The 13,540-nt window shown below is 41.5% G+C and carries 10 protein-coding genes; 8 read left to right on the top strand and 2 right to left on the bottom strand.

What is annotated here, in order from left to right:
- Positions 1 to 114: 114 nt before the first annotated feature.
- From ACYZ0U_RS04990 to ACYZ0U_RS04960, 7 genes are all read left to right on the top strand, one after another.
- A complete protein-coding gene (locus ACYZ0U_RS04990; protein WP_461450459.1) occupies positions 115 to 1,839 on the top strand; it encodes a glycoside hydrolase family 3 protein in 1,725 nt (574 codons plus the stop codon).
- 4 nt (positions 1,840 to 1,843) lie between these two features.
- Entirely contained in the window at positions 1,844 to 2,515 is a 672-nt protein-coding gene (locus ACYZ0U_RS04985; RefSeq protein ID WP_461450457.1) for an NAD-dependent epimerase/dehydratase family protein, read from the top strand.
- A gap of 23 nt (positions 2,516 to 2,538) precedes the next feature.
- The gene (locus ACYZ0U_RS04980) at positions 2,539 to 2,730 is read left to right on the top strand and encodes a hypothetical protein (RefSeq protein ID WP_461450455.1); all 192 of its coding nucleotides are present in this window, start codon (positions 2,539 to 2,541) and stop codon (positions 2,728 to 2,730) included.
- Positions 2,727 to 3,185, top strand: coding sequence for a DUF6036 family nucleotidyltransferase (locus tag ACYZ0U_RS04975; protein ID WP_461450452.1), 459 nt, complete (start codon positions 2,727 to 2,729; stop codon positions 3,183 to 3,185). The genes ACYZ0U_RS04980 and ACYZ0U_RS04975 overlap by 4 nt, the downstream gene beginning before the upstream one ends.
- Before the next feature lie 60 nt (positions 3,186 to 3,245).
- A complete protein-coding gene (locus ACYZ0U_RS04970) occupies positions 3,246 to 6,407 on the top strand; it encodes an ATP-dependent helicase (RefSeq protein ID WP_461450450.1) in 3,162 nt (1,053 codons plus the stop codon).
- A 131-nt stretch (positions 6,408 to 6,538) separates the two neighbouring features.
- Positions 6,539 to 7,357, top strand: coding sequence for an SDR family NAD(P)-dependent oxidoreductase (locus tag ACYZ0U_RS04965; RefSeq protein WP_461450448.1), 819 nt, complete (start codon positions 6,539 to 6,541; stop codon positions 7,355 to 7,357).
- Between the two features lie 68 nt (positions 7,358 to 7,425).
- Complete coding sequence (locus tag ACYZ0U_RS04960) at positions 7,426 to 8,313, top strand: helix-turn-helix domain-containing protein (protein WP_461450446.1); 888 nt, start codon at positions 7,426 to 7,428, stop codon at positions 8,311 to 8,313.
- Here the strand turns inward: ACYZ0U_RS04960 and ACYZ0U_RS04955 are convergent.
- Positions 8,310 to 9,857: a DHA2 family efflux MFS transporter permease subunit gene (locus tag ACYZ0U_RS04955; RefSeq protein WP_461450444.1), complete on the bottom strand. Its 1,548-nt coding sequence runs from the start codon at positions 9,855 to 9,857 to the stop codon at positions 8,310 to 8,312. The genes ACYZ0U_RS04960 and ACYZ0U_RS04955 overlap by 4 nt on opposite strands.
- 335 nt (positions 9,858 to 10,192) lie before the next feature.
- On the opposite strand from ACYZ0U_RS04955, the gene ACYZ0U_RS04950 reads away from it, so the two are divergent.
- Positions 10,193 to 12,469, top strand: a complete 2,277-nt coding sequence (locus ACYZ0U_RS04950) for a GH92 family glycosyl hydrolase (protein WP_461450442.1) — start codon at positions 10,193 to 10,195, stop codon at positions 12,467 to 12,469.
- Between the two features lie 67 nt (positions 12,470 to 12,536).
- On the opposite strand, the gene egtD is transcribed toward ACYZ0U_RS04950, so the two are convergent.
- Positions 12,537 to 13,532, bottom strand: a complete 996-nt coding sequence (gene egtD / locus ACYZ0U_RS04945; protein WP_461450440.1) for an L-histidine N(alpha)-methyltransferase — start codon at positions 13,530 to 13,532, stop codon at positions 12,537 to 12,539.
- Positions 13,533 to 13,540 lie beyond the last annotated feature (8 nt).

Here is a 13,540-nt window from a genome sequence, read left to right as displayed (position 1 = left end):
TTAATTATAATGTATAGAGTAATTTTTAAACCAAAGGTTTATTTTGGTGTTGATTTTTTTAGAAGCAGAAACTAAAATCATGCCACAGCGCATGGTTTTACCTACATTTGAACTATGACCATTACCCGGAAAATCTTCCTTTTCGCTACATTATCAGCCCTAAATTTTATTGCTTTAAGCGCATTTGCTCAAAAGGAAAGCTATGTACAATCATTAAATGATCAAAACCACTGGGTCGATTCCGTATTCCGTAAAATGAGCCGCCGCCAAAAAGTGGCGCAACTTTTTTTTGTAAGGGCGCATACCAATTTGGGTAAGGCTTATGAAGATTCTGTTGCAGGTGTAATTAAAAGTGAACAGGTGGGCGGGTTGGTGTTTTTCCAGGGCGGGCCGGTTAGGCAGGCAGAACTCATCAACCGTTATCAAAAACTTTCACCTATCCCGCTGATCATCGCCCAGGATGGCGAGTGGGGATTGGGCATGCGGCTGGATTCTACCATTTCCTATCCTTATCAAATGACTTTAGGCGCAATTCGTGATAATACACTTATCTATAAAATGGGCCAAATGGTGGCCTATGATTTTAAACGGATGGGTATGCAAATGAATTTCGGGCCGGATATGGATATCAATAATAATCCGAATAATCCTATAATTGGCTATCGCTCCTTCGGTGATAATAAATATAATGTCGCTGCAAAAGGGATCGCTTATTTTACCGGTATGCAATCCGAAGGGTTGCTGGTAACTGCTAAACATTTTCCCGGCCATGGCGATACCAATGTGGATTCACATCTTGATCTTCCGCTGTTACCTTTTACCCGCGAACGTTTAGATACCTTAGAAGAGTATCCTTTCCGCGAAGCGATAAAGGCCGGGATAAGCGGTGTGATGATAGCGCATATGGATATCCCGGCATTGGATACCACCAAACATCTGCCATCAACACTATCGCGCAAAATAGTAACCGGTATTTTAAAAGATTCGCTGGGTTTTAAAGGATTGATCGTTTCTGACGCGATGGAAATGAAAGGCGTTGTTAAATATTTCCCTAACGGGGATGCCGATGTACGGGCGTTTTTGGCAGGGAATGATATTTTGGAATTATCGCCAAACTCAGCTTTAGCCATTCAGAAGATAAGAAGGGCTATTCGTCGGGATGAAATATCAAGTGAGGAATTTGATGCAAGGGTTAAGAAAATTTTAGATGCCAAATATTGGGCTGGCTTGAATAATTATTACGAAACATCTGTAAAAGATTTGGTTCAGGATTTAAACCGTCCATCTGAAAAGGAACTGGTTACCCAGCTAAGTGATGCTTCCATAACTCTTTTGAAAGGTAATGCACAAGCATTACAGCTTAACCCTTTAGCCCGAACAGCAGTTGTTAGCATTGGCGTTGAACAACCGACTGTATTTCAGCAAGACCTTTGCCATTGGTATGCCAACAGCCGGATCTTTATGATCAGTAAAAATGAATCACCGGCAAATATTGCCAGCCTTGAACAGTTTTTAAAACAATACGACCAGGTTTTTATCAGCATAAATGATACCCGCAAGCGCCCGGCAAGCAAATTGGATTACAGTGCCGATGTAAAACTATTTATTACCCACCTTGCTCAACAAAAGAATACTGTGATAAGCGTTTTTGCTAATGCTTATACCATTGCAGGTTTGCCAGGTATTGAAAAAGCAGGTGCCTTATTACTTGCGTACCAAATGACAGATTACTTGCAACATTCAGCAGTAAAGGTGATTACCCAGCGTTTAAAACCAAGCGGTAAGTTATCAGTTACTATTAATGAGCAATTTAAAACCGGCGACGGCATAAGCTTATAACATCATGAATAAGAAAATAAAAGTGATCGTAACCGGTGCAACCGGCATGGTAGGCGAAGGCGTAATGCATGAGTGTTTACTCAATCCGCAAATTGAGCAGGTGCTGATCGCGAACCGTAAACCATCGGGACATAGCCATCCCAAATTGAAGGAAATTATTCATGCTGATTTTTATGATTTGTCGCCGATTGCGGATCAATTGGCTGGCTATGATGCCTGTTATTTTTGTTTGGGAGTATCATCGGTCGGCATCAAGGAACTGGAATATTATAAGCTTACCTATACCCTTACTATGCATTTTGCCGAAACACTAATTAAGCAAAATGCCGATATGGATTTTTGCTACATATCCGGCGCCGGTACCGATAGCACCGAAAAAGGAGGATTCATGTGGGCGCGTGTAAAAGGCAAAACTGAGAATGATCTATTAACGCTGCCGTTTAAGTCGGTCTACAATTTCAGGCCGGGTGGTATGAAACCGACCAAGGGATTAAAAAACACATTGCCTTATTACAAATATTTTATCTGGTTATATCCGTTCCTGCGCAAATTCTTGCCGAAGACGGTAAGTACTTTGGCTGAATTAGGCCAGGCGATGATCAATAGTACATTAATAGGTTATGATAAGCATGTTTTGGAAGTATTGGATATTGTAAAGCTGGCACATGAAAATTAAGGGAATTTATAGTAAATTTGAATATGAAAATTGTTCCCGTAGTTAGAAAAGCTGTACTTAAGGAAATTGACGAGGGGTATGAGGATTTGCTTTATTGGCTTTCTAAATCGCCACAGGAACGTATTGCCGCTTTAACTCAATTACGGTCACATAGCCTAACCCCGGGGCAACGTCTTGATAAATCAGTTGTTATAAAAAGAAAGCTTCATCCATGACCCTTGATAAAGATTTTGAAGATTTTGTTTTCTTACTGAACAAATACAACGTTAATTATATGATAATTGGCGGTTATGCGTTAGCCTTCCATGGAATACCAAGACATACCGGAGATTTGGATATCTGGATTGATATATCTGAAGAAAATGCGCAGAAGATGATCGAAGTTATTAAGGAATTTGGTCTTGGATCATTAGGCTTAGAAACAATCGATTTTTTACAAAAAGGAATAATTACACAAATTGGCTATCCGCCTTTGCGAATTGATATTTTAAATGAAATAGACGGTATTGAGTTTGGAGAAGCCTATCCAAATAAACTAATTATTGACATTGATGGATTGCCAATAAGCTATATTAGCCTGGATGACTTGATCAAGAATAAACAGGTTAGCGGTCGGCAAAGAGATTTAAGCGATATAACTGAGTTGAATAAATTAAAAAAGAAAAAGTAGTTATATCCTCCTGCTTATTCTTTATCATTAAATTAGGACCTATTCCATTATTCCAACTATATGCAACCATCCATCACCAAATACAACGAAAAATTCCAGCAGGCATTAGCCAACCTTAACCCTGAACAATTGGCCGCGGTTAATAAAATGGATGGGCCGGTGCTGGTTGTTGCCGGGCCAGGTACGGGCAAAACGCAAATTCTTGCTGCACGTATAGGTAAAATTTTGACTGATACTGATGCTTCGCCAAATGAAATACTTTGTTTAACTTATACAGATGCCGGCGCTATTGCCATGCGCAAGCGTTTATTTGATTTTATTGGGCCGGATGCGTATAGGGTGAATATTTATACTTTCCACGCTTTTTGTAACGAGATCATTCAGGAAAACCTGGAATATTTTGGTAAGCTGAATTTAGAGCCATTATCCGAACTGGATGGCGCTATGCTTTTCCGCGAATTGGTGGATGAATTCCCGAATGATCATTTATTGAAGCGTTTTACCGGCGATACTTATTATGACGCGCCCAGATTAAAACGCCTTTTCTCTACCATGAAAAATGAAGGCTGGAACGAAGAATTGATCAATTCGGCCGTAAAAGAATATCTTGAAGATCTGCCTAATCGCGAAGAATACGCCTACAAAAGAGCCAACGCCAAAGCGGGTATAAAAATTGGCGATCCTAAACAAAAGGAGATCGACAAGGAAATTGATACCATGCAAAAACTGCTGGCTGCCGTAAGCGAGTATAAAAACTACGCCGCAAAGATGGCTGCCAAAAACTGGTATGATTATGACGACATGATCATCTGGGTGCTGAAGGCTTTTCGCGAGAATGATGAGATCCTGCGCAAATACCAGGAGCGTTACCAGTATATTTTGGTGGACGAGTTCCAGGATACCAGCGGCTCACAAAATGAGTTGCTAAAGTTCCTGTTGAATTATTGGGAAACACCCAATGTGTTTGTGGTTGGCGACGATGACCAGTCTATCTTCAAATTCCAGGGCGCGAACATGAAGAATATCCTTGATTTCGCGAATGATTATGTAGCCGCGTTGCATACCGTGGTACTTAAACATAACTATCGTTCAAATCAGCAAATTTTGGATATTTCCAAAGCGCTTATCAGCAATAATAATGAGCGTTTAACAAGTCAGCTGCAACTGGATAAGGATTTGCGGGCATCACATCCACGATTCGGGGAATTGGCCGTTGAGCCTGTTATCCGCGAATATGAAAATCCCGGCAAGGAGGTAGTTGATGTTGCCATGCAGATCAAAAAGCTGATCGATAAAGGCACGCCGCCAAACGAGATCGCGGTCATTTATCGAAATCACAGCCAGGTTGAAGAATTACTGCAATATCTGGATGTAGAAAAGATAGCAGTTAATACCAAACGGAAGATCGATGTTTTAGAGCAGCCTTTCGGCGAGAAGATCATCACCATTTTGCGTTATCTCGCTATGGAAATGGACTCGCCTTATAGCGGCGATGAACTGCTGTTCGAGATCATGCATTATGATTTCTTCAATATTGCCCCTATAGAAATTGCCAAGGCAAGCATCGCGGTAGCGAAAGAAAACTACGCGATTTATACTAATAATCAGCCTAAAACATCATTACGCCGATATATAAATGACATGCGCACGCCGGCACAGCCCGGCTTGTTTGATAGCGTGCAAAATGTGGAGATGAAGTACCTCATCAATAATATTGAATTACTGCTTAAGGATTCTGTAAGTATCACCCTGCAACAATTCTTTCAGCAGGTGATTGGCAAAATGGGTATCCTGCGATACATTATGCATCAGCAGGATAAAGGCACTTATATGCAAATGCTTACCAGCTTCTTTGATTTCCTGAAGGATGAGAGCCGCAAAAACCCCGAGATCAAACTCAGCGACCTGATATTGACCATCGAACTGATGAAAAAAAACAATATCCGTTTGAGCTTAAACCAGATGATATTTTCTGAAAAAGGCATTAACTTTTTAACCGCTCACGGTTCCAAGGGATTGGAATATGAGCATGTATTCTTTATCGGCTGTGATAAAAAAACCTGGGATGCAAAAGGCAGGAATACCGGCTTTAGTTATCCTGACACCCTAACCCAAAGCAAGGGTGATGATATCGCCCAAAAAGAAGAATCGCGCAGGTTATTCTACGTAGCGCTTACGAGGGCAAAACAATGCCTCATGATCTCCTACTCAAGCACTGATAAAAATGGTAAAGACCAGGAAGCTTCACAATTTGTAGGAGAGATTTTAGCTGATACACATTTGCAGGTAGAATATCCGCAGGTAAAAGAAGATGATATGATCGGCTTTTACGCCACGCAATTCACTATTGATGATAAACCAAGGGTTGAGTTATTAGATACAAATTACATAAACCAGCTTTTGCAGAATTATACCTTATCCGTAACACACCTGAATAATTATCTGGATTGCCCGCTGCGGTTTTACTTCCAGTGCTTGATCAGGGTACCATCGGGTAAAAGCCCGTCGGCAACTTTTGGGCAGGCCGTTCACTGGGCGCTTAACCGCACCTTTAAAAAGCTGAAGGAATGGGACGAGCAATTCCCGCCGACAGAAGAGTTTATGAAGGAATTCCGCTGGTATATGTACCGCAACCGCGACTCATTCACCAAGGAAGAATTTAAGCTGCGCTTAGCCTATGGCGAAAAGATATTGCCGGCCTACTATGAGCTAAATATATCGCAATGGAACAAAATAGCGGTTACCGAACGCGCCATTAAAAATATTGAGATACAGGGCGTGCCGATCAAAGGCAACCTGGATAAAATTGAATTTGAAGGTAAAAATGTAACCGTTGTAGATTATAAGACCGGTAAATATAAAAACGCCATAAAGAAATTCGCCCGCCCAACAAACGAAGATTTGAACGGTGGCGATTATTGGCGCCAGGCGGTTTTCTACAAGATATTAATTGACAACGACCGCACAAACGACTGGCAGGTCGTGAGCACTGTGTTTGATTTTGTCGAGCCTGAAAAAGATGGAGATTACCGCAAAGAAAAATTATTCATAACAACCGAGGATACCGATACGGTAACCGAACAGATCACAACCGTTTACCAAAAAATAATGGCGCACGACTTTAATACAGGCTGCGGCAAAAAAGAATGCGACTGGTGCCACTTTGTAAAAAGCAATTTTAACCAGGTAGAAGGTGTTATGGCTGAGGAAGAAAGAGAATAATTAACTGCTTATGACACTCCAATTACCATTCTAAAACCCGTTATACAAAACGTATCATTCTTTCCCACTTCTGTATAAATCGGCCCATGATATTGCCCATAGTTTTGTATCAACATTAAAACAACAAAGCAATGTCAAAAACATTTTTTATTACAGGAGCTTCCCGCGGATTCGGGAAAATATGGGCAGAAGCATTTTTAAAACGCGGCGACAAAGTTGCGGCAACTGCAAGGAATCTAAACGACTTAAATGACCTGGTAGCTACTTATGGCGATGCCATTTTACCGATACAGTTAGATGTAAACGATCGTGCAGCAGGTTTTGCCGCGGTAAAAAAAGCAAAAGAAACTTTCGGCAGCATTGATGTGCTGATCAACAATGCAGGGTTTGGTTTATTTGGCGCGATTGAAGAAACGACCGAAGCACAAGCCCGCCAGCAAATTGAAACCAATGTGTTCGGTTTGTTATGGATCACCCAAGCGGTATTGCCAATTATGCGCGAGCAAGGCCATGGCCACATCATCCAGGTATCAAGTGTATTGGGTGTGGCTACGTTGCCGGTATTGGGTTTGTACAATGCGTCAAAATTTGCCGTTGAGGGTTTGAGCGAGACTTTGGCAAGCGAAGTTGCAGGCTTCGGTATTAAAGTTTCATTGATAGAGCCTAATGGCTTTTCAACCGATTGGGCAGGCGCGTCATCAGCACAAACAGAACCTATTGAAGCTTATGCGGATGTTAAAGCGGCTTTCCAGGCTGGCCTTACCAATGATGCATTCGGCGACCCAGGGGCTACAACCCCTGCAGTTTTAAAATTGGTTGACAGCGAAAACCCGCCGCTAAGGTTATTCCTGGGCAAAGCGGCAGAACCCTGGGTTAAACAAGTGTATGCAAGCCGTTTAGCCGAATGGGAACAATGGAGCGACGTAGCAACAGCTGCGCACGGCCACTAATTAAATTTCTATTTTGTAATGACAAACCTATGCCGATTTCGGCGTAGGTTTGTTTAATTTACAGCAGCATGAAACACTTAGCCAGTATTGCCGAATTACATAAATTTAACGGGTTGCCCGCACCTGAGCATCCGCAGATCACCCTGATTCAATGCAAGAACTCCTGCTCAATTGGAGAGCGCGAGTTCACTACTGATTTTTACATGATCGGTTTTAAAAAATTAATATCGGGTGCGGTAATGTATGGTCGCACCAAATACGATCATGATAATGGTTCGATGTCGTTTTTTAAACCGAGACAGGTAATTGAATTCAGGAACCTGGAGTTGGAGGAAGATGGTTTCCTGATTTTTGTTCATGAGGACTTTTTGAACGGGCATATCCTGCATAGCGAGATAAAGAAATATGGTTTCTTTGATTATGAGTCTAATGAAGCACTGCATTTATCGCCCAAAGAAGAAGAAATCGTATGGGACTTATTCCACAAAATACAAACGGAATACAACAGTAACCCTGATGAATATAGCCGGGATATTATGCTAACGCATATTGATTCGATATTAAAATATTCTCAGCGTTTTTATAACAGGCAGTTTATTAACCGCACCGAATTATTGGGCAAAACCGTATCTAAATTTAATAAATTACTATCAGCCTATTTTTCAAACGGGGGCTTGTCCAAAGGCTTGCCAACCGTAAATTATATGGCGGAGCAGCTTAACCTTTCATCGCGCTACTTAAGCGATCTGCTAAAAAAAGAAACCGGTAAAACCGCGCTCGAACTCATCCACATCTACCTGATATCCGAAGCAAAAAACCTGCTGATGGTAGCCGATCAAAGCGTATCCGAAATAGCATATACCTTGGGTTTTGAGAATTTACCTTATTTCTCCAGATTATTTAAAAAAGAAGTTGGCATTAGCCCTAACCAGTTTAAAAAGCAATTGTATAATTAATGGTCGGATGATGGTATCACCATTTTCTTTGTCTTATCACGTTTAGCAACAAATAGCAAGAGTGGTAACACGATTGCGAAAAATGAGCCAATCAGGAAATAACCATCCAGGTAACTGGAGAATGAGGATTGTTTAATAACAATTAATTCAATTAGCTGCATGGCCTTTTGCTTAGCATCCAGCAAGCCAAAACCCTTTTGCTGAAACAACTGGGTATAACTACTGATACGAGCTATTGAAATTGGGTTATCCGAAGTAATATGTGTGATCAGGTCCATCCGGTGCGAAGCAATTCTCCTGGCTACATAGGTATTGATGATGGAGATACCGAATGAGCCACCTAACTGCCTCATCATATTATTTAATGCTGTTCCCTGCGGCATGTCTTTAGCTTCCAGCGAGGATACGGCAAGCGTACCCAGGGGAACGGTTAATAAAGCCATGCCTATCGCCCTGAAAATTAAATTCAAAGTAATATCAATAGCCGGAGATTGTAAATTGATCCTCGACATTGACCAGTTAAAATAGATAAAACAGATAAATCCAAATAAAACGATCAATGCCGGCGATACACCTTTTTGTAGCAATTTACCGGTAATAATTAATGCCAAAACCGCTACAATTGATCCGGGCAATAATAATAAACCAGATTGTGTAGGAGTAAAACCCAGCAAGCGTTGCGCAACAACCGGGGTTAGGTAGATAGATGTATACATACCCATCCCAGTTATAAAGGTTAATACCGCTGCAATACTCAATGACCTGAACCGTAATATATGAAGGTTAACTACGGGGTTTTTAGTATGTAGCTCCCAGATGATAAAAGTGGTTAGCGATATTGTTGCCAGTACGGTTAAAAAAGTAATATATCCTGCCGAGAACCAGTCATCAGTTTGGCCGCGTTCGAGTACGACTTGTAGCGAGCCGATACCGACGATCAGCAGCATAATACCCAGCCAGTCTATCTCTCTTATTTTTTGTTTAACAGGCTCATAAAGAAAGAACATACAGGATACTGCCGCGGCTATTCCAATAGGCACGTTTATATAAAATATCCAAGGCCATGAATAATTCTCGGTAATATAACCGCCTAATGTTGGACCAATAGTCGGCCCAATAAAAATACCGATGCCAAATAAGGCGCTTGCTGTGGCCTGTTTTTCTTTTGGGAACAATTCATAAACAACCGTTGCCGATACAGATAATAAGGCGCCACCTCCTAAACCTTGTAAAAAACGAAAACCCACCAGCTCCCAAATATTGGTGGCATTACCACACATAAACGAACAAACAGTAAACAGGATGATCGATCCGATATAATAATTACGCCGACCAAGATTATTTGCCAAAAAGCTGGTCATGGGAATGATGATTACATTGGCAATGGCGTATGAGGTGATCACCCAGGATGTATCCTCGAGCGTTGCTCCTAAATTACCGCTCATATAATTAAGCGCAACGTTTACTATTGAAGTATCAATCAGTTCCATAATGGCAGCGGCTATTACGGTGACCAGCAGGATTTGTCTTTTTACAGGGCTCATAATATTATTATACCAATTGGTATATTTTCATATGTGTTTAATCTTAGTTTTCTTTCCATTTCGAAAAAGCTTACAAATATACCAATTGGTATATTTTATCAAATAGCAATCATTTCAAATGACGCAAGTATGTTAATTTAGAATTTGCAAGCATATTTTGAAGTCATTTTTGAGTGACATGTAAAAGTTTTATTCAATATTGGCATATATGGGCTACAAGTGATAAATTGCGAAACGATTTAGCAAATTATCGACCTGATAATAAGGACTAAATGAATATAGTTTACTTTTATACTTTTTAACTCTCTACTCATTATTCGTAACAATTCATTCTAATGAAAAGATCCCTGATTATTATTGTATCTCTTTTCCCGTTATTCACATTCGCCCAAACGCCTAAACAACAGGACCTTGTTGAATACATCAACCCGTTGATGGGTACGGCCTCTAAGCCGATCATGTCGAACGGCAATACCTACCCGGCAGTAGCGGTGCCCTGGGGCATGAACTTCTGGACTCCGCAGACCGGCAAGATGGGCGACGGCTGGCAGTACACTTATTACGCCGATAAGATCCGCGGCTTTAAACAAACCCACCAGCCCTCACCCTGGATGAATGATTACGGAATGTTCTCCGTATTTCCTGAAACCGGTAATGTGATCATTAATGAAGATAAACGCGCGAGCTGGTTCTCGCATAAAGCCGAGATTGCCAAACCATACTATTACAGCGTTTTCCTGGCTGATTATGATGTTACTACTGAAATCGCACCGACAGAGCGTGCTGCAAATTTCCGTTTTACATTCCCTAAAGGCGACAGCTCCCATATCCTGATCGATGCCTTTGACAAAGGATCATATGTAAAGATCATTCCCGAAAAGCATGAGATCATCGGCTACAGCACCAAAAACAGCGATGCCGTACCGGAGAACTTTAAGGATTATTTTGTGATCTATATTGATAAGGATTTTACCGCTACCACCTGGCACGATACTTTAACCGATAAACATTCCCTGGAATACAAAGGCAACCATGCAGGCGCCATCATCACCTTTAGCACGGCCGAAGGTGAAAAGGTACATATGCGAGTAGCTTCCTCTTTCATCAGCATCGGGCAGGCTGAACTTAACCTGCAGCGCGAGATCGGTAACGATCAGTTTGAGGTAACCAAAGCAAAAGCAAAAGCAGTGTGGAACAAAACATTGAACCATGTGCAGGTAGAAGGCGGAACGATCGACCAACTGCGTACTTTTTATTCTTGTCTTTACCGCATGCTATTCTTCCCTAACCGGATGTACGAGATCAACGCAAAAGGCGAAACGGTTCACTACAGTGTTTACAATGGCAAAATTATGCCGGGTTACCTGTTTGCAGGCACCGGCTTTTGGGATACCTTCAGGGCGTTATATCCTTTCCTGAACCTGGTTTACCCGGGCATCAACAAAGAAATGCAACAGGGCCTGGTCAACGATTACAAAGAAGGCGGCTGGTTGCCGGAATGGTCGAGCCCCGGCTACGCCGATTGTATGGTGGGTAATAACTCCGCATCAGTCGTTGCTGAATCTTATGTAAAAGGCCTTCGCGGTTATGATATCGAAACCTTATACAAGGCGCTGATCCATGGCGCCAACAATACCGGGCCGAACGCAACCGGGCGTATCGGTGTAGATTATTATAATACTTTAGGTTATGTGCCTTATGATGTGAACATCCACGAGAATGCTGCCCGTACTTTAGAATATGCTTATGATGACTTTTCCATCTATACTTTAGGTAAAGCCCTTGGCAAACCTGCTTCAGAGATCGACATCTATAAAAAGCGCGCGATGAATTATAAAAACTTATTTGATCCAAGCATCCGCTTAATGCGTGGTAAAAATAAGGATGGCTCATGGGAAACGCCTTTCAATCCATTTAAATGGGGCGATGCTTTTACCGAAGGCAACAGCTGGCACTATACCTGGGGTGTCTTTCAGGATGTGCAGGGGCTGATCGATATGATGGGAGGCAAGAAGAACTTTGTAGCCAAACTGGATTCGGTATTTACCCTGCCACCGGTATTTGACGATAGTTATTATGGCTTTACCATCCACGAGATCCGCGAAATGCAGATCGCTGATATGGGGCAGTACGCGCATGGTAACCAGCCGATCCAGCACATGATCTATTTGTATGGTTATGCCGGTGAGCCATGGAAGACCCAGTACTGGGCACGCGAAACTATGAACCGTATGTACAAGGCTACGCCAGACGGTTATTGCGGTGATGAGGATAACGGGCAGACATCAGCCTGGTATGTATTTTCGGCAATTGGTTTTTACCCGGTATGCCCGGTTAGCGGCCAATATGTGTTAGGAGCTCCATTATTTAAAAAGGTCACTATTAATTTGGAGGATGGCAAGCAGCTAATCATTAATTCGCCTAAAAATAGCGCGGATAATAAATATGTAAATACCATGACCTATAACGGCAAGCCTTACGATTTGAACTGGGTAAGCCACCTGGACCTGATGAAGGGTGCTGTCATCAATATGGATATGACACCATCACCGAATAAAACACGCGGTATTAAAGCATCAGACGCACCCTATTCTTTATCAACTGATAAATAATAAAATAATCTACAAACAAAAGAGGCGCTTAATAAGCGCCTCTTTTGTTTGTAGATTATTCGGTTGATTACTCTGCCATCCAAATCGCGTCAATAAACCATTTCTTACTGTCGAAGAAGATGTTTAATGGTTTAAATCCTGCACCTGTAGCCATTTGGTTGGTTTGCATCACGTTATATTTTTGTGAAATCTCCATGTAAATAAATTCATCCTTGCAAAAGCTAACGGTCTCTTCACGGACTTTCACTTGCTGGTCTTCTAAACTGATCAGATAGCTTTTACATGATCCTGTTTCAGGATCATACATTGGGTAATGCTCAAATTTAGTTACATCAAAATCGGCATCTAATTCCCGGTTCATTCTATCCAATAAATTCAAATTAAATCTTTTGGTGATGCCTTCTTTATCATTGTAGGCTGCTAAAACTGTTTTAGGATTTTTTTTCAGGTCGATACCGATCAACAACATATCGCCATTTGAAAGGTGATTACGTAACTGCTTACAGAACTCTTCCGCATCACTAACCGCCATATTCCCAATGTTCGATCCTAAGAATAAAACCACCTTGCGGCGGTTTGATAACGAAGCCGCTTTTTTCAGCATATCAAAGTAATCACCATTTAATCCTGTAACCTGCAAGCCCGGTAAAGTTACCGGCAAAGTCATGTTTAAATAGTTGATCACATTATCAGATATATCAATCGGCAGATAGCTAAAATTTGCTTTTTGCTCCAACAAATACTTTAATAAATAAGTTGATTTCATGGCATCGCCGGCACCTAATTCTATCAGGTCGAAAACCTCACCATTACCCATCATAGCCCGGCAAATTTCGGCGGTTTGTTCAGTGAAAATTTCCAGCTCGCAATTGGTTGGGTAATATTCATCGCAATTCATCAGGTCCTGAAAAAGCTTATCGCCCACGGCGTCATAAAAATATTTGGAGCTTAATTGCTTTGGTGTAGATTGCAAACCTTCGATCACATCAGCATAAAATTGTGCTGTAGTATCCTCGGGTTTATTTACCGAATGTTGTAAAGTAGCAGTGTTCATGTTTTTCATAGGTTGAT

It is taken from the genome of Mucilaginibacter sp. (assembly GCF_965225845.1).
Taxonomy (GTDB): Bacteria; Bacteroidota; Bacteroidia; order Sphingobacteriales; family Sphingobacteriaceae; genus Mucilaginibacter.
Note: the sequence above shows the minus strand (reverse complement) of the source record. Positions and strands in the feature narration are given on the sequence as shown.

Bases quoted from the DNA above. Each gene is read 5' to 3' on its own strand.
- ACYZ0U_RS04990 (WP_461450459.1), top strand. From the start codon at position 115: ATGACCATTACCCGGAAAATCTTCCTTTTCGCTACATTATCAGCCCTA.
- ACYZ0U_RS04985 (WP_461450457.1), top strand. From the start codon at position 1,844: ATGAATAAGAAAATAAAAGTGATCGTAACCGGTGCAACCGGCATGGTA.
- ACYZ0U_RS04980 (WP_461450455.1), top strand. From the start codon at position 2,539: ATGAAAATTGTTCCCGTAGTTAGAAAAGCTGTACTTAAGGAAATTGAC.
- ACYZ0U_RS04975 (WP_461450452.1), top strand. From the start codon at position 2,727: ATGACCCTTGATAAAGATTTTGAAGATTTTGTTTTCTTACTGAACAAA.
- ACYZ0U_RS04970 (WP_461450450.1), top strand. From the start codon at position 3,246: ATGCAACCATCCATCACCAAATACAACGAAAAATTCCAGCAGGCATTA.
- ACYZ0U_RS04965 (WP_461450448.1), top strand. From the start codon at position 6,539: ATGTCAAAAACATTTTTTATTACAGGAGCTTCCCGCGGATTCGGGAAA.
- ACYZ0U_RS04960 (WP_461450446.1), top strand. From the start codon at position 7,426: ATGAAACACTTAGCCAGTATTGCCGAATTACATAAATTTAACGGGTTG.
- ACYZ0U_RS04955 (WP_461450444.1), bottom strand. From the start codon at position 9,857: ATGAGCCCTGTAAAAAGACAAATCCTGCTGGTCACCGTAATAGCCGCT.
- ACYZ0U_RS04950 (WP_461450442.1), top strand. From the start codon at position 10,193: ATGAAAAGATCCCTGATTATTATTGTATCTCTTTTCCCGTTATTCACA.
- egtD (WP_461450440.1), bottom strand. From the start codon at position 13,532: ATGAAAAACATGAACACTGCTACTTTACAACATTCGGTAAATAAACCC.